The sequence below is a fragment of the Bacillus sp. F19 genome, assembly GCA_023823795.1.
Lineage (GTDB): Bacteria > Bacillota > Bacilli > Bacillales > Bacillaceae > Bacillus_P.
Window position 1 is genome coordinate 2687134 of record CP085710.1, and the last position, 16352, is coordinate 2703485.

17 protein-coding genes and 2 riboswitches are annotated in these 16352 nt (G+C 38.6%); of the genes, 6 read left to right on the top strand and 11 right to left on the bottom strand.

All coding sequences use genetic code 11. The annotated features are described in order from the left end of the window. Window positions 1-19: 19 nt before the first annotated feature. From cobK to LIT25_13710, 4 genes are all read right to left on the bottom strand, one after another. Window positions 20-793 carry a precorrin-6A reductase gene (gene cobK / locus LIT25_13695; GenBank protein ID USK31728.1) on the bottom strand — a complete coding sequence of 258 codons (774 nt, stop codon included), beginning with the start codon at window positions 791-793 and terminating at the stop codon, window positions 20-22. After that, complete coding sequence (locus tag LIT25_13700) at window positions 790-1662, bottom strand: sirohydrochlorin chelatase (protein ID USK31729.1); 873 nt, start codon at window positions 1660-1662, stop codon at window positions 790-792. The genes cobK and LIT25_13700 overlap by 4 nt, the downstream gene beginning before the upstream one ends. A 23-nt stretch (window positions 1663-1685) precedes the next feature. Then, window positions 1686-3308: a precorrin-3B C(17)-methyltransferase gene (gene cobJ / locus LIT25_13705; GenBank protein ID USK31730.1), complete on the bottom strand. Its 1623-nt coding sequence runs from the start codon at window positions 3306-3308 to the stop codon at window positions 1686-1688. 397 nt (window positions 3309-3705) lie between these two features. Beyond that, entirely contained in the window at window positions 3706-4080 is a 375-nt protein-coding gene (locus LIT25_13710) for a (2Fe-2S) ferredoxin domain-containing protein (GenBank protein ID USK31731.1), read from the bottom strand. A 126-nt stretch (window positions 4081-4206) separates the two neighbouring features. Continuing rightward, window positions 4207-4397, bottom strand: a riboswitch (cobalamin riboswitch). A 313-nt stretch (window positions 4398-4710) separates the two neighbouring features. Continuing rightward, a riboswitch (cobalamin riboswitch) is annotated at window positions 4711-4910 on the top strand. Between the two features lie 181 nt (window positions 4911-5091). Here LIT25_13710 and LIT25_13715 point away from each other — a divergent pair. From LIT25_13715 to LIT25_13730, 4 genes are read left to right on the top strand one after another with little or no spacing between them, the layout of a single operon-like run. Further along, a complete protein-coding gene (locus LIT25_13715) occupies window positions 5092-5817 on the top strand; it encodes an energy-coupling factor ABC transporter permease (protein USK36277.1) in 726 nt (241 codons plus the stop codon). A gap of 2 nt (window positions 5818-5819) precedes the next feature. After that, complete coding sequence (locus LIT25_13720) at window positions 5820-6095, top strand: energy-coupling factor ABC transporter substrate-binding protein (protein ID USK31732.1); 276 nt, start codon at window positions 5820-5822, stop codon at window positions 6093-6095. A gap of 24 nt (window positions 6096-6119) precedes the next feature. Further along, window positions 6120-6905: a cobalt ECF transporter T component CbiQ gene (gene cbiQ, locus LIT25_13725; GenBank protein USK31733.1), complete on the top strand. Its 786-nt coding sequence runs from the start codon at window positions 6120-6122 to the stop codon at window positions 6903-6905. Between the two features lie 22 nt (window positions 6906-6927). After that, window positions 6928-7770, top strand: a complete 843-nt coding sequence (locus tag LIT25_13730; protein USK31734.1) for an ATP-binding cassette domain-containing protein — start codon at window positions 6928-6930, stop codon at window positions 7768-7770. A 90-nt stretch (window positions 7771-7860) separates the two neighbouring features. On the opposite strand, the gene LIT25_13735 is transcribed toward LIT25_13730, so the two are convergent. The 5 genes from LIT25_13735 to LIT25_13755 form a co-directional block, all read right to left on the bottom strand. Beyond that, complete coding sequence (locus tag LIT25_13735) at window positions 7861-8319, bottom strand: DinB family protein (GenBank protein ID USK31735.1); 459 nt, start codon at window positions 8317-8319, stop codon at window positions 7861-7863. Between the two features lie 18 nt (window positions 8320-8337). Next, a complete protein-coding gene (locus tag LIT25_13740) occupies window positions 8338-9159 on the bottom strand; it encodes a helix-turn-helix domain-containing protein (GenBank protein USK31736.1) in 822 nt (273 codons plus the stop codon). Window positions 9160-9311: 152 nt separating this feature from the next. Next, on the bottom strand, window positions 9312-9620 hold the full coding sequence (locus LIT25_13745; protein ID USK31737.1) for an antibiotic biosynthesis monooxygenase: 309 nt from the start codon (window positions 9618-9620) through the stop codon (window positions 9312-9314). Between the two features lie 16 nt (window positions 9621-9636). Beyond that, complete coding sequence (locus LIT25_13750) at window positions 9637-10410, bottom strand: glucose 1-dehydrogenase (protein ID USK31738.1); 774 nt, start codon at window positions 10408-10410, stop codon at window positions 9637-9639. Between the two features lie 145 nt (window positions 10411-10555). Then, complete coding sequence (locus LIT25_13755; protein USK31739.1) at window positions 10556-11140, bottom strand: YtxH domain-containing protein; 585 nt, start codon at window positions 11138-11140, stop codon at window positions 10556-10558. A 188-nt stretch (window positions 11141-11328) separates the two neighbouring features. Here LIT25_13755 and pepF point away from each other — a divergent pair, with 188 nt between their 5' ends. Beyond that, entirely contained in the window at window positions 11329-13143 is a 1815-nt protein-coding gene (gene pepF, locus LIT25_13760; GenBank protein USK31740.1) for an oligoendopeptidase F, read from the top strand. A 265-nt stretch (window positions 13144-13408) separates the two neighbouring features. On the opposite strand, the gene recQ is transcribed toward pepF, so the two are convergent. Both recQ and LIT25_13770 read right to left on the bottom strand, forming a co-directional pair. Then, entirely contained in the window at window positions 13409-15532 is a 2124-nt protein-coding gene (recQ, locus tag LIT25_13765; GenBank protein USK36278.1) for a DNA helicase RecQ, read from the bottom strand. 118 nt (window positions 15533-15650) lie between these two features. Then, complete coding sequence (locus tag LIT25_13770) at window positions 15651-15848, bottom strand: cold-shock protein (GenBank protein USK31741.1); 198 nt, start codon at window positions 15846-15848, stop codon at window positions 15651-15653. 253 nt (window positions 15849-16101) lie between these two features. On the opposite strand from LIT25_13770, the gene LIT25_13775 reads away from it, so the two are divergent. After that, the gene (locus LIT25_13775; GenBank protein USK31742.1) at window positions 16102-16332 is read left to right on the top strand and encodes a hypothetical protein; all 231 of its coding nucleotides are present in this window, start codon (window positions 16102-16104) and stop codon (window positions 16330-16332) included. Window positions 16333-16352: the final 20 nt, after the last annotated feature.

Genomic DNA, 16352 nt, shown 5'->3' on the forward strand with positions numbered 1-16352 from the left:
ATTCCTCCAATTCATCCATTTATTTTTGGTTATTTAGAATTTCATTTATATGTGCCAGGATATCCGAAAAATCTGAATAAGCATTTCCATAATCAATCTTTGGTCTCTTTATCATGATCGTTTCAATGCCAAGTTCGATTGCAGCTTCTAATTTTTCATCAACAGACCCCGCTTTCCCGCTTTCCTTTGTAATCATTGTTGTAACGCCATATTGCTTGTAAAGCGCAAGGTTAAACTCCTTTGTAAAAGGACCTTGTATGGCAACAATGTCTTTTTGCGGAAAGCCTAACTTCTCACATTTCTCCATATTATCTTTTCTTGGCAGCATCCGGGCAATTACACGAGTGTCAGGCTGATTAAGGAGTTTCTGAGTAAATGTCTGCAAGGTCTTGCTTCCTGTAGTCAGCATAATGACGCCTTTTTTTTCAGCCGCTCTTTCTGCTGCTTCCACGTAGCTTTCGACCATCGTTATTCCGTTATTTTCATATGATTGTGACTCTCGTTCATAGCGGATGTATGGAATTTCAGCTTCTTTCGCTCCTAAAAGAGCATTTTTACTTGCTTCTTCCGCAAATGGGTGGCTAGCATCGACAACCGCATTAAATCCTTGTTCTCTTATAACTCTCACAAAATCCTCACTTGTCAGCCGGCCAACATACACATCTAGTCCAGCCTTCCTCATTTCCTTTCCGGCATTTTCAGTAACAACAGTCGTTAGCAGTTTATATCCGGCCTCTTTTATCATGATGGCTAACGATCTTGCATCACTCGTTCCAGCTAAAAATAGAATCATAGTTTTTGGGCCTCATGATGGTGGTGATGATCATGGTCATGATCGTGATGATGGTGATGATCAATATGCTCCATTGCTTCAATACGGTAAAGGCATGTATCACAATTCATTTTCACATCACCTTGCAATGATTCCTCAATTCGGTCTTTGATAATTGTTTTTAATCTTGAGTGAAACCCGAAATAACCGGCTAGCTTGAATTCAATACTCCGATGCTCGTTTCCGAATTCTTCCATCATATTTTCAAGACGTTTAATTAAAATACCTGTGAATAAAAAGTATGGTAATATAATGATCTTTTTCGCACCTAATTTAATGCAGCGCTCTACCCCTTCTTTAATTAATGGATCCGTTACACCCATAAATGCTGGTTCTACTAACCTATAATTTAATTTTTCCCATAATAAGCGAGCAATTTTATATAAATCACTATTCGCATCTGGATCGCTGCCGCCTCGACCCAGCAAAATTACAGCCGTGTTTTGTTCAGGTTCGGTTATGTTCCCGTCAACTTCTTCTAAACGATCTTTACAAATTTCTACCGTTTCCTCGTGAATTCCGAAAGGTCTTCCGTATGTAAAGTGAACCTCTGGATATTTTACTTTTGCTTCATCAATGGCTGCTGGTATATGAATCTTTGAATGTCCAGCTGCTAATAACATCATTGGAATAATAAAAACACTTGTTGCCCCTTTTTCAACACACGTTTGGATGCCTTGTTCAATTGTAGGTGTTTCAAACTCTAAGAAGCACGTTTCAATTAAAAGCTCCCGGTCGAGTTGCGGTTTTAAATCTTCTATTGTTTTTCTTACCTGCTCATTTCCTTCTGAATCCCGGCTTCCGTGTCCAACTAGTAAAACAGCTTTCATATATTTCTCCCCTACCCTTTAAATTAGTCTCCACATGGAGCTGGTTCGATTTCTACCTTCGGTGTCATGTCCTTATAGGTATAGCCTTGAATATTTCCAACACGTTTAAAGTACTTAAAAAATCTTTCATTTGGATGACCTTTCTCTTTATATTCGTATATAATATTTTCAATAACCTTCACTATTTTATCCGGCTCAATTCCTTCCGCCACAGGCTGTCCGGCATGAGCTGTTCTCCCTACCGTTTTCGCTCCCAAAAACAAATCAAACTTTCCTTTTCTAAAAACAATTCCAATGTCTTCGTTTACTGCACCAAAGCACGCCATACCGCAACCATTGAAGCCAAGCTTCAGCTCTTTAGGCAATTCGAGTCCACTTAGCTTTTGGTGTAACTCTTCAGCATGAGGAATCGAATCCTTTTTCTCACCTTCGCAGAAATCACAAGCTTTCAGCTGAAAAACATCACCAATAGGTTCTAATAGGAAACCTACACCTCTTAATTTTTGAGTAATGATCTCAGGACTCGCAGTTGGAATCTTTAAATATATTTGATGGTGAGGCGTGTATTCCATTGTCCCCTCATCACCGACTACCTCAGCGAGAGTTATCATTTGGTCTGGTGTAAACTTCTTATTTGCGATTCCTGGACTTACGGCTAATTCAAAGATTGATACTACTGGATTATTAACAGTCTTGTTTTCTTGAATACTTTTAGGTACATCTTCTACTTTACTAAGAGCTTCTAGAGCTAATTGTAAGGAGGTATGAATATCACGTTTAGAATTTACTTCAATACTATGATCAGCTTCATTCTTTCCTTTATGGAGTGCCCATGGTTCATTTTCATGTCTCAAGCGTTCATGCGGCTTTAATTTTTGTTCATTTGTATTTAATGTATACTTCCTTTGATACCCCCTTGGAGTAATCATTTTATTATCGTATAAAAACGTAGACGAATTCCCAATGACTACAGTCGTCAGCATTCCGATATCGTAATCAAGCATATGTGCAAGATCGGTTATCACAATCTTTTCGCTATCACGATATGCACTCTTCACTAGCCCAACAGGTGTATCGGGTGATCGATAGTGTAATAATATCCTTTGTGCCTCTTGAATTTGTCTTGTGCGGCGTCCACTCTTTGGGTTATACAGAGCTACAACAAAATCAGCTTGTGCTGCCGCTTCAATTCTTTTTTCAATTAGATCCCATGGAGTTAAATGATCACTTAAACTAATCGTACATGCATCATGCATGATTGGTGCCCCTAGGAGAGAAGCACAGGAATTAATGGCTGATATACCAGGGATAACCTCAACACTTACACCTGTTTCTTCTTTCCAGCCTTTTTCAATCAATACCTCATAGACCAGGCCTGCCATCCCATAAACACCTGCATCACCACTGGAAATGACAGCAACTATGTTTCCTTCTTCAGCAAGACGAACAGCTGCTTGAGCACGACTTACTTCCTCGGACATTCCTGTACTAATAATTTCTTGATCGGTTAAGAGATTTTCTATTAACTCAACATATGTTTTATAACCAATGATATAGTCGCTCTCTTGTATGGCTTCCTGTGCTCTGTTTGTCATATGTTCAAAACTTCCAGGTCCAAACCCAATTACAAGTAACTTCCCTCGCATGTATACTCCTCCTTTCAAACTATCAGCCAACATTAAAATAACGAACCCTAACCTAAACGTTTCCGAGATAATATGCAGAAATAAATGGCATTCCAACCGTCTGCAATACCAGTGAGATTTGTAATACATGGAATTAGTGATTTCATCATGCTCTAATTCCTTATTCATAAACTCTCTTGCTGATGAAAAATCAAAAATAATAAGTGTGAAACTAACCGTAAGTTTCAGTGTATGTAAAGTTGTTTGAGGAATCCGACATTCAACATAAGTCGAAACAGTCAATAAATCCGCATAATGGTGTGATCTCCCAAGGCATACATGATCTCCTATCTATTCCAAATCCCCATCAAATTCATGCTGCTAAATTAGTAAACTGAAAGATGACGAGTTAACTGCCTTATTTTATTGGTTTAGATATTCCGATTACACACTCTGTTTTTTCAGGAGCAGCAAAACCTTGTTGATCATATTTGTAAATAACGGCTTCTTCTAATATTTCTTCCCCTGCCAAATGTTTCTGTACGATTTCACTGCCTAGTTCCGGAGTAATCGCCTTGTACCATGTTCCTTCAGGATACACAATGACAACACAAGCATCCTTGCATCTTCCGTTACAGCGTGTTCTTGTCGTATGTATGGCGGCATCAAGGTTCATATTTGCGACTTCCTCCCTAATCGCCTGCGTTACCTCCTCGCCTCCTTTCCTCATACAGCTGCTGCCATTGCAAATCAATACATGATGTTTCGTTTCCCTCAAATTCCAAGTTGTCATTTTAGCACTTCCAGTCTATTATTTTTCAAAAAATTAAAAATGCACCCCTATATAGATAGAGGTGCACAAAAAATACATAGCAAAAGAACATAGCATTTTCTACTACACATCTACCTATAAGCCCGTAGGTATGCGTAAAAGATAGGCAGGTCTCCTGACTAAGGTTCATTGCTTTATTGCGTCTTCCCGAATAATATCAGTGACATTTGCAATATAGCTCCCCATTACAGTGGCGGGTACCGCGACGGCTTTTCACCGTACTTCCCTTTTAATCAAAATCTTGGTAAGATTTTTGAACCTATCTTTAATTTATTTAATTATTATTCTTAATGTTATTATTTTTTCGTAAATTTGTCTATTTCGAAATATATATTAAACAAGAATGCAGAAATTAGCAAACTGCTTTTACATCACATATTGAATTTAAACTGTTTTTTTCACAAAAAAACATCCGCTCAGTTCTCTTTGCGGATAAAACGAAAGCACTAAAAGACATAAAAATAAGCCAATCCCGCTGCTGTTAGTTACACCGTTCATATCCCCTGAAATGTCACAAAAAACCTTTTTGTTCACGCTAAAACATAGAAAAATAAATAGACAACTGCAAAACCTTGTAGTAAGGTAAAGACAAATTAATCAATCTTAACAGGTGCTATGCATGTGAGAGTGTGTATAGCTTAATAGGGAAGCTCGGTGTAAGTCCGACACGGTTCCCGCCACTGTAAATCTGAGCGACCTGCATAATGTCACTGCTTTTTATATTAAAAGCGGGAAGACGCAGGAAGCAATGAAGATGAGTCAGGAGACCTGCCTGTATAAAGAACATAATGTGACCTACGGGAAATAGGGAGGTGTGTGCGAAGGGGATATTTATGTGTCTGTATGAAGGCCAGACAATCGTCTTTTAAGCATTTAAACTCTAGTGGGTTTAAATGCTTTTTTATTTTGGCCACAACTAATTATAAGGGGGATGTTAGGATGACAACAAAATCATGGCCGGTTTCACTTATCATGCTTCTGTGTTTATCAAGCTATTTTTGGCTGAATTCGTACGAAGAAGCTTATGCTATGCATATCATGGAAGGTTTTTTGCCTTTTGGCTGGGCGATATTTTGGTGGGCTGCAACGCTTCCCTTCATACTTGTCGGCTTGCGTTCTATACGGAAGAAGCTTAAAGAAAACCCTGAAATGAAAACAATGCTTGGCTTGTCTGGCGCTTTTGCGTTTGTATTATCTGCCTTAAAGATTCCCTCGGTAACAGGCAGCTGCTCTCACCCAACTGGAGCAGGTTTAGGAGCCATATTGTTTGGACCTACAGCAATGAGTGTTTTGGGTACGATCGTTCTATTATTTCAATCATTGTTATTAGCGCACGGCGGTTTGACAACATTAGGTGCAAATGCTTTTTCAATGGCAGTCGCAGGTCCATTGTTAGCATATGCAATCTTTAAGATCAGCCGAAAAATGAAATTATCGTTTGCAGTTTCTGTTTTTTTGGCAGCTATGCTAGGAGATTTAGGTACATACTTAGTTACTTCAGTTCAATTAGCGCTAGCATTTCCAGCTGAAGCCGGCGGATTTGCAGCATCTTTTTCAAAATTTGCAGCCATCTTTGCCTTTACTCAAATTCCGTTAGCAATTAGTGAAGGATTATTAACGGTTATTGTTATGAATTTACTTCAAAAATATAATATGCCTGAATTAAATCAACTGCCTGCTGTTAAGGGGGTTAAGTAATTATGAAAAATTTCATTTTGTTTTTATTCGTTATTGTGTTGGCAATTATCCCTTTATTTCTTCAAAAAGATGCTGAATTTGGCGGCGCTGACGGTCAAGCAGAAGAGGTTATTGAGGAAATTGCGCCCGCTTATGAGCCTTGGTTCAGTTCCATTTGGGAGCCGCCAAGCGGCGAAATCGAAAGTTTACTATTTTCATTACAGGCTGCGGCTGGAGCGATTGTCATTGGTTATGTAATCGGATTTGGTCGTGCCAGGAAAAAATATTCCTCTAAATAATGAGCAGAAACAAGGGATCCTATGTTGAAAATCGATGATTATACTTATACTAATGCATTAAAAGATGTTCATCCAATTGAGAAGGTCGGGTTTGCTTTTTCTTATTTACTATTTACGATCATTACTAAGAATATATGTATTGCTTTTCTAACATTTATTTTGATGAGTGCAAGCATTGTTTTAGGTGCAAAAATACCATTTTATTCTTATGTAAAGCTTCTTCTGTTACCGTCTTTTTTTCTGCTTTCCAGCATAGTTGCCATTATCGTTTCAATTGCTCCTGCGAAAGGCGAAATCTTAAATGCAATGTGGAGTATTCAAATAGGATCATGGCAACTATATGTTACCCCATATAGTATAAATCAGGCCTACCACCTCGCTGCAACTGTCTTAGCAAGCGTGAGCTGTTTGTACTTCCTGATTCTGACTACAACTCTACACCAGTTGATTTGGGTACTACAAAAAGGAAACCTTCCAACACTTATTATTGAATTAGTGGGATTGACTTATCGCTTTATCTTTGTACTTTTGGATAAGATGCATGAAATCTATCTTGCACAATCTAGTAGACTGGGTTATCAGAATTATAGAGTTTGGATATCTTCTATCGCACAACTTATCGTTGGTCTTTTTATTAAATCGATACATTCTGCCAGAGAATTGCAAATAGCAATAGACAGTCGCGGCGGAGATGAGGGTTTGTATGAAGTGGAATTGAATTTGAAGTATAATCGCTTCCATTGCGCAGGAATTATTCTTTCCATGGCAGCACTTTTTGCAATAGTCATTTTAACAAAGAAGATTGAATGAAAATTTAAAAGGGGCATCAGCAGTGAGATCACCAATCCTTTCATTTGAAAATGTTACTTATAAATATGCAGATGGTACTATTGCGTTAAAAGATATTTCATTATCCATTGAGCATGGGAAGAAGATTGCCTTAATAGGCAATAATGGAGCTGGAAAATCAACATTGTTCTTACTTCTAAATGGTATTTTAAAACCAACGGACGGTAACATTAAATTCAAATGGAAAAAACTAACATATACACGTAATGAGATCCGGCAAATTCGCAAACAGGTAGGAATTGTCTTTCAAAATCCTGAGACTCAGCTTTTTTCATCAAGTGTTTATGAAGATATCAAATTTGGCCCTAAGAATTTAGGAATGTCTCCTGAAGAGCTAGAAAAAACAGTTCACGAGGCGATGATTTTAACAGAAACGGAATCTTTGAAAGATAAACCACCCCATTTTTTAAGTATCGGCCAAAAGAAAAGAGTTGCAATTGCAGGAATTATTGCAATGAATCCAGAGTTAATGATATTGGATGAGCCAACTGCAGGACTTGATCCCTATTATTCTATGAAAATTATGGAGTTATTGAAAAACTTGAATAATGAAAACCGTACGATTTTACTATCTACCCATAATGTTGATCTTGCTTATGAATGGGCTGATGAAGTCATTATTTTAAATAACGGAAAGATTATTGCGCATGGTTCTCCTGCAGAAGTATTTCAAAATGCAGAAGCTATCCAACAAAGTCATTTAGAAAAGCCTTGGGTAATGGAGATTTTTGAAACCCTTGCTGAAACAAAAATTCTTTCACAAAAAAATTATCCTAAATCCAAAAAAGAGTTATTTGAAATAATGAGTACATTAAATAAATGCTAATTTGATAGGGTCCCGTTAAAAGGTGTGATTAACATTTAATTATTTCATTAAAAAGCATTCGATGTTCAGAGACATCGAATGCTTTTTTAATCAAATTTTCTTAACATACATCGGCAGTTCTGTATGTCCTAGTATACGAGCATAAACAAATAGATTTCCTTTATGATTTACTTCATGCTCAATTCCCATTTTAATTAGTGCGGACCCGGGAACTTTGAAACCGAATACACCTGTTAAATCAATGACTTGATTTAAATCTTCCTCTGTTAAAGATTCAAGGATCTGCACCGTTTTTTCCGTATAGAGCTCTGCAAGTTTCAGCAGGTTCGTTTCCGTTATTTCTGCTTCCTGCATGAGCGGCTGTGCATTTCCTGCTTTCACTACAGCTGTAAATTTGTACATCGAAGTCAGCATATGAGTAATCAGTTTTTCTGTCGTCATGGATGTTTCAGCAGGTTTAAATTCAGGGTTATCATGCTGCATTTTTGCTATTAATTCCAGTGTTACAGCTCGGTGTGATAGAAAATGGTTAATCAATTTTGAGTTCATTAAATGGCCTCCGGTAAGTTATTTAGCAAATCCCATTAACTGCTTCAGCATAGAAAGGCCATATTTGCGTTCATCTCTCGATTTTTGATGCTGCTGAACAAACGCAAGAAACTTTTGCTCGCGAATTTCAATATGTTTTTTTGCGAGCTCCCGTTCGTATCTGATTTCTTCTTGATACATATCCCTTTCATTGCTTGACGTTTCATGGATCACATCAAGCTTATCATGAAGCGCGGAGAATTGTCCTTCAGAAGCACTCAGCTGAGCGTAAGATTGTTCATTTATCTTATTATGAAGGGCTGAGAATTGACCCTTTGCAGCACTCAGCTGAACTTTAGATTGTTCATTTATCTTATTATGAAGCGCCGAGAATTGACCTTTTGCTGCACTCAGCTGAGTTTTGGAATGCACATCAAGCTCCTGCTTGACCGTTCTCTTCATTTCATCAATCAGCGTCAGCTCCAGCTGATCCATTTTCAGCTCCAAAATAGAAATATCCTGTTTCCCTTTTTCTTCGATTAAATTAAAGATTTCCTCAAGCGCAATCTTTATATTTTTCTTTGCTGAAAGTTCAATATCAGTATCCGCCTTTGCTGCAGCAGCCTCAGATTTCCCGTTCATGTTCAGCATTTGGATAATCGTTTCGTGGTCAAGCTGACTGTCTTTTAAGTGCTTAATTTTACGAAGCACTTCAATATTTTCCAGCGAATACACACGTGCATTCTTATGATCCCTCTCGATTTCCAGATATGCTGAGAATTCCAGTTCCCACATTTTTAAAATATAAGAAGATTCCCCAAGCAATGAAGCAACCTTTGAAATATTTAATGTTTTCCCCATTTAAAACCCCGCCTTTTCTAATTTTTTGTTGCTATATCATTCGAGGCGGGCATAAGAGGATTCCTGCAAGTCGACAAAGGTTCTAAAATAAAGTCATCATCCTATGTATTCATGTGTTTTTCGGCATTTTCTGCTTACTATGATTTTAATAATTACTCTTTTTCAAGGAAGTATGCTTTCTCGATTTTACAAATTTCCACTTTATATTCAGAGTACCATTTTTCTTTTCCAGCTTTCTGCGCTCTCAAATGCTGGGTGTGCTGCTTCCATTCTTTTATGGCATCAAGAGAATGCCAATAGGAAATGGTGATTCCGAATCCTTCGGGCCCTCTAACACTCTCCATGTGAAGAAAGCCAGGCTGTTTTTTAGCGGCTTCTTCCATTGCTGCAGCCATTTTTTCATAACCGGCATCATCCTTATCTGTTCGCTGTGAAGTGAAAATAACTGCATATGTATCCAATGTTTCTGCCTCCTTTCTAAAACCCTTGTATAGTCATGCCGCCATCAACAAATAATGTTTGGCCAGTAATGTAGCTTGCAGCATCAGATCCCAAAAATACAGCTGGTCCGACAAGCTCTGGCAGCTGGCCAACTCTTTTTAACGGGGTGACAGCTAAAATGTCAGATACGTATTTTTCGTCGCTCAATATTTTTTCGGTAAGAGGTGTTTCAAAATACCAGGGACCAATAGAGTTAACGGCAATATTATGCTGCCCCCATTCAAAGGCCAGTACTTTTGTCATTTGAATCATCGCCGCTTTTGTCTGGGCATAGACGACGCCTGTACGCAATGCGGTATGTCCTGCAACGGAAGAAATATTAATGATTCTGCCGCCATTTCCCTGCTGTTTCATCAGCTCTCCCGCTTTCTGTGACATAAAAAAAGCAGATTTCAAGTTTGTATTCATAATCGTTTCCCATTCTTCCTCTGTTACATCAAACGCTTTAGACCGGATATTCATTCCGGCATTATTGATTAAAATATCTATAGCTGGATTGATCTCTTTTATTTGCTCAAATGCCTGATTTATACTGTTTTTATCTGTAACATCGGTGACAATCGGAAAAGCTTTTTGCCCCATTGCTTTAATTTTGTCTGCAACCTCAAGAAGATCACCTTCTGTTCTGGAAAGCAGTACAACATCCGCTCCTGCTTCTGCATATCCAATGGCTAATGCTCTTCCAATTCCCCGTCCTGCTCCTGTAATAACGGCTAGTTTGTTTTTCAGATGAAATGATGGTAAATACATGCTAATCCCTGCTTTCAATGAAATATCTCTTATTCTATCACAAATTTCCGATTTTTCTGTTTTATAAATCAAACTCTTTAAATGGCAGATTGCTGATTTTAAAAAACACAAAAAAAGAGCAGACAGTTGTCCGCTCTTCCTGCTGTTAAAATTTTCCAACATCACTTCCTGGAATGGAAGTATGTGTTGTTGGTATTTCTGGTGCTTTTTTAGATGCAGAACGATTTGTTTCAGATCTTCCAGTTAACTCACTGCCAGCTTCTTTTACCTTTGAACCGATTGATGCCAGATCTTTTTGTGCGTCTTTAGCTGTAGAAAGTGTATCATTTGAAATTTGAACGGCGTCATTGACGTTATCCATAACATCTTCATTTAAACGGTCATAGAGTTTTTTTGCCTCATTGATTGCATCTTTTAATGAATCTGCTGCACTTTTAAATTGTGATACCATTTGATTTTTGACTTCACCTGGATTTTCTTTTACTTGTGTAAAAACATCAAGAGATGAATCCTTCAAATTAACAGCTGAGTCTTTCACTTGATTTCGGGTTTTACGGTCAAATAGGGTGACTAGTCCCCCTACAACTGCACCTGCTAATATTCCCTTTACCAGCTTGCTGTTATTTTTATCTTTGCCTTTTTTTGCAATGCTTATCTCAGTCTTCGAAATTTCTGTTGGTGCTGGTTCTGATCCCAGTGTATTGTTTTGGTTTGTATTATAGATTGTCATTGTATTAATCCTCCTGTTTAGTTAATGTCATACTCCCTACATACCCACCTTCTTAATAAAATGAAACCTATTAATTTAACACCTTATAAGATTTTTAATAATTTGGAATAATCTGTTCATATTTTCTTAGAAGATGTATAATTACTTGGGAACACGAAAGATCAATATTCGTTTGGAGGGAATGTCCATTGGAAAAAACGATTGAAAAACGTTTATATCGCAGTGAAGTGCCAGCAGAACTGACATGGAATTTAGAAGATTTGTTTGAAACACATCAGGATTGGGAGTCAGAATTAACGACCATAGAACGGGACGCCGCACAAATCAGAAAATATAGAGGGAGGCTCGGTGACGGTGCAAACTCTCTATTGGAATGCCTTCAAGCTGAAGAGAAATTATTTAAAAAAATAGTGAGAGCCGGAACATACATCAGCCTGCAGCAATCTGCAGACGGAACAAATCCCGAGCATCAAGGAAATTACTCACGGTTTGCCGCCGTTCATTCAAAAGCAAATGCAGATTTATCTTTTATAGAATCTGAACTATTGTCTCTTCCTGAGGGAACCATTGATGCATACATAAAGGAACAAAGCGGATTAGCGGCATTCAGCATAAAATTAAAAGAATTGCTTCAGTCGAGAGTTCATCAGCTGTCAGAAGAAACAGAAGAAGTATTGGCAGCATTGGGAGATGTCCACGGTTCACCTTACCGAATCTATCAAACAAGTAAATCTGCTGATATGGATTTTGACCCAATTGAGGATGAAAATGGAAATGTTCTGCCGAATTCATTCGCTCTTTATGAAGACCGCTATGAATTTACACCGAATACATTTGTAAGAAGAAAAGCATTCGATTCTTTTGTAATAACACTGAAAAAATATAAAAACACTTTTGCAGCCACTTACGCTACTGAGGTGAAAAAACAGATCACGGTTTCACGCTTTAGAAAGTATGATTCAGTAACAGACATGCTGCTGAAGCCCCAGCATGTGACAAAGGAGATGTATCATAATCAGCTTGATATTATTCAAAAGGAACTAGCGCCCCATATGCGAAGGTTTGCCTCCTTGAAAAAAAGGGTCCTGCAGCTTGAAGAATTGCATTTTTGTGATTTAAAGGCACCGCTTGATACAGAGTTTAATCCTAAAACGACCTATACTGAAGCTTGCCGTGTGATCTTAGAAGCACTTGAAGTAATGGGCCCTGAATATACACAAATTATGAAAAAAGCATTAACGGACCGCTGGGTTGATCTGGCGGATAATGTAGGGAAATCAACAGGTGCATTCTGTTCAAGCCCTTACGGTGTGCATCCATATATTCTGATCACGTGGCAGGATACGATGAGAGGTGCTTTTGTACTTGCACATGAACTTGGCCATGCCGGACATTTCTATTTGGCAAACAAAAATCAGCGCATTATGAATACAAGACCTTCTACATATTTCGTAGAGGCCCCTTCAACATTAAACGAAATGCTGCTTGGCAGGCATTTACTTAAGAATACGCAGGATAAACAAATGAGACGCTGGGTCATTCTTCAGCTTCTCGGAACGTATTATCATAACTTTGTTACACATTTACTTGAAGGAGAATTCCAGCGCCGCGTCTATGAAGCAGCCGAAAAAGGCATCCCGATTACAGCTAAGATGCTTTGTGATCTTAAAGGGAATGTGCTCTCCTCTTTTTGGGGTGACGCGGTAACATTTGATGAGGGTGCCTCATTAACTTGGATGAGACAGCCTCATTATTATATGGGTCTCTACCCTTACACGTACTCAGCTGGACTGACAGCTTCAACTTTGGTTTCACAATTGATAGATGAAGAAGGAAAACCTGCAGTAGACCGATGGATCGAGGTGTTAAAAGCTGGAGGAACCAAAAAACCAGTAGATCTATTAAAAGATGCAGGCGTGGATATGACAAATCCTGAAGCCATCAGAAAAGCCGTCGCATATGTCGGCACGCTTGTTGATGAGCTGGAGAAAAGTTATGAATAACTAGAAAAGCGGAACCGACTGTTCAGACTCGGGCAGACAGATAAGAATTCACCCGAAAAGTCCGGGTTTGACTTTCCTGAGGGAATTTGTTCTGGCCGAGGGGCTAGGAGGTGGAGCTGGACAATGAAAAGCGGAACCGCCCGGTTAGCGCAGGCAGACTAAAAAGGATCCGGCAATTAAAGAGTTCGTAAAATAGTTTTGCCCTATAAATATAGACCAGCTTGAATCAGCTGGTCTTCTTATTTATCTATACCGTTCTTCCCTGTTAGTGAACCAGTTCTCTTTTTACAATGGCCGCTTTAATCATAAAATAGGTCACCTCATCAGGAAGGCATTCTTTCAGCGGCTTCAGCAGGCCATAGCCATGTGTCCGGATCGCCTCTTCGATTTGCCTTTCATACTTGGCTGGGATCCAGGCATCAAAATCTATGTCAAGTCCTTCTTTGGCACAGCGCAGCAAGTGATTTTCAATTGTTATCACCGACAAATCTCTTTTTTCAGCAATTTCTTCTACACTCAGACCTTCTTTGTATAAGTGCAGGGAGTCCAGATAAGATGATTCTTTTCGCTCTTTTTTAACAGGAATCAACGTTTGAGCTGGCTGCTCTATATTAGGGTTCTCGTTTACATATGCGGTTATTTTCTCAATGAAGATTTCACCATACTTATGCTGTTTCGCTTCTCCAACCCCCTGAACTGCAAGAAATTCATCCAGCGACTTCGGCATTTTGGCACTCATATCCTTTAAAGATTTATCTGAGAAAATAACGAATGGCGGAACATTTTCCTCTGTTGCAAGCTGTTTTCTCAGCTCTTTAAGCTGCATGAACAGCCCGTCGTTCGCTGCAGCTTCAACAATTCGCATTTTTTCCTTTCTGTGCACTTCTAAATTGCCCTTCAGAACCTCTAGTCCCTTCTCTTCGACTACCAGAACGGGAAATTGCCCGCCAGTAATCGAAATATATTGTTCTGAAGTCAAATAATCAATAAATTCACTGACTTCTTTAACTGTACGATGCTTTAAAATGCCGTATGTTGAAAGCTCATTAAATTTAAAATCCAACACCTTTTTGTTGGATGAACCCGTCAGTACCTGACTGATCATGGTTTTACCGAATCTTTGCCCCATTCTGATCATGCAGGAAAGAACCATTTGCGCTTCTTTTGTTACATCCTCATGCGTGCGTTCGTCCCGGCAATTGCTGCATTTTCCGCACGGTTCAGCTTCACTGTCCCCAAAGTAATTCAAAATAAATGATTGGAGACACCCTTCCGTATGGCAATAATCGCGCATTTGATGCAGCTTAACAAGCTCTGCCTGCTGTCTTTCTTTATGAAATGTTGACTGTTCAATTAAATAACGCTGAATTTGAATATCCTGCGGGGAATACAGCAAAAAACATTCACTGTCTAATCCATCTCTTCCAGCTCTCCCCGCTTCCTGGTAATAGCTTTCCATATTTTTAGGAAGCTGATAGTGTATGACATACCTGACATTGGATTTATCGATTCCCATGCCGAATGCGTTGGTCGCTACCATTACAAGAATATCATCCCTTAAGAAAAGGTCCTGCTGCAGCCCGCGCTGAACATCACTCATTCCCCCGTGGTATCTGCCTGCTTGAATTCCTTTTTTAATAAGACGTTCATATATATGATCTGCTTCTTTCCTCGTAGCAGCGTAAATAATTCCTGATTCGGTGCCATTTTTTGCTATGTATCTTTCAATAAAGTCGTATCTGTTTTCACCTTTGCTTACATTGAATGATAAATTCCCCCTCTCAAATCCTGTTACTGTGGTATATTGCTCTTGTATTCCAAGAGAGGTGCATATATCTTCTTTAACAATTGGAGTCGCTGTAGCTGTCAATGCTAGAAAAACGGGATTTGATTTAAGCTCCGTTTTTAATTCTTTTATTCTTAAATAGCTCGGCCGGAAATCATGACCCCATTGTGAAATACAGTGGGCTTCATCGACTGCAACCATAGAAACATTCATTCTTTGCAGCTGCTCTAAAAACAAAGATGATTCTAATCTTTCAGGCGCAACATATAAAATTCGATAATTTCCTGCTTCTAAATCTAATAGCCTGGCACTTGTTTCTGTATGGGAGAGTGTGCTATTGAGGAAGGTTGCAGGGATTCCTGCCTGATCAAGAGAGTCCACCTGATCTTTCATGAGTGAAATAAGGGGAGAAATGACGAGGGTAATGCCAGAAAATAAGAGTGCGGGGATTTGATAACATATGGACTTTCCGCCTCCAGTCGGCATAATGCCTGCTGAATGATTTCCATTCAAAACGCTGCTGATAATTTCTTCCTGTCCCGGACGGAATGATGAATAACCAAAATAGTGCTGCAAATGCTGTTTCGCTTGTTCTAACAAAATAATATCCCTCCTGAAAAATAACTGTACTCCAATTTTACATGCGCGGACATAAATTAGCTATACCTCTAGCTGAAATCGAATTTTGTATAAATAAAAAAAACTCTAAAATAGAGTTTTTTTAATACTTTTTATGATTATTTATAACCTCAAGCACTTTAGTACTTGCTTTCATTTCGCTTTTGCAGAGCGGACATACAGGTGTTTCGCTTTCACTGCTTTTAAAGTTATCGCGAACCCATCCTTTGCAGTCCTCAGACGTGCAAATCCATACCTTCGTTTCCTCTGTTACGATATCTTCTGGTTTTTTTCTATACATTCATGACTCTCCTCTCAGGTTCTGATTAATGAATAGCTTGAAACAGTTTTAGAAAAATCATAAACGTTAACTGGAAGAAAAAAATTCACCAATTATAAAAAGTACCCATTTCGTGATGACTCTTTATAAGTAGTGAATTAAAAATGCAATACTGCTTGATTATTTTATATGTTTTTACTGCATTTGTCAATAGATATTCCTATTTGAGGATAACCGCCCCCATGAATTAAGCTCGTTTCAGGAGGTGCCAATCATGGACTTAATTTTATATCTGATCTTTATACTCTTATACTTTATATTATTTGGTTTTGGATTCTTTTTAATAACGAGAAAGGCAACAGTCCCGGGAATTATTTTGGTTCTCATTACTCTCGGCATCAGGAGCTTTAATTGGAGCTCTAGTATTTTGGAGAAAAACGAAAAAACCGATTATGCTGATTGGCAGTGCCGTATCTTTACCAATACCAAGCTCCGCTGCTGCTAATGCGTTTGAACTTATCTTTA

Excerpts from the sequence above, each read along its gene's own strand:
- cobK (USK31728.1), bottom strand. The coding sequence starts at position 793 with ATGATTCTATTTTTAGCTGGAACGAGTGATGCAAGATCGTTAGCCATC.
- LIT25_13700 (USK31729.1), bottom strand. The coding sequence starts at position 1,662 with ATGAAAGCTGTTTTACTAGTTGGACACGGAAGCCGGGATTCAGAAGGA.
- cobJ (USK31730.1), bottom strand. The coding sequence starts at position 3,308 with ATGCGAGGGAAGTTACTTGTAATTGGGTTTGGACCTGGAAGTTTTGAA.
- LIT25_13710 (USK31731.1), bottom strand. The coding sequence starts at position 4,080 with ATGACAACTTGGAATTTGAGGGAAACGAAACATCATGTATTGATTTGC.
- LIT25_13715 (USK36277.1), top strand. The coding sequence starts at position 5,092 with ATGCTTCTGTGTTTATCAAGCTATTTTTGGCTGAATTCGTACGAAGAA.
- LIT25_13720 (USK31732.1), top strand. The coding sequence starts at position 5,820 with ATGAAAAATTTCATTTTGTTTTTATTCGTTATTGTGTTGGCAATTATC.
- LIT25_13735 (USK31735.1), bottom strand. The coding sequence starts at position 8,319 with ATGAACTCAAAATTGATTAACCATTTTCTATCACACCGAGCTGTAACA.
- LIT25_13740 (USK31736.1), bottom strand. The coding sequence starts at position 9,159 with ATGGGGAAAACATTAAATATTTCAAAGGTTGCTTCATTGCTTGGGGAA.
- LIT25_13750 (USK31738.1), bottom strand. The coding sequence starts at position 10,410 with ATGTATTTACCATCATTTCATCTGAAAAACAAACTAGCCGTTATTACA.
- LIT25_13755 (USK31739.1), bottom strand. The coding sequence starts at position 11,140 with ATGACAATCTATAATACAAACCAAAACAATACACTGGGATCAGAACCA.
- LIT25_13770 (USK31741.1), bottom strand. The coding sequence starts at position 15,848 with ATGTATAGAAAAAAACCAGAAGATATCGTAACAGAGGAAACGAAGGTA.
- LIT25_13775 (USK31742.1), top strand. The coding sequence starts at position 16,102 with ATGGACTTAATTTTATATCTGATCTTTATACTCTTATACTTTATATTA.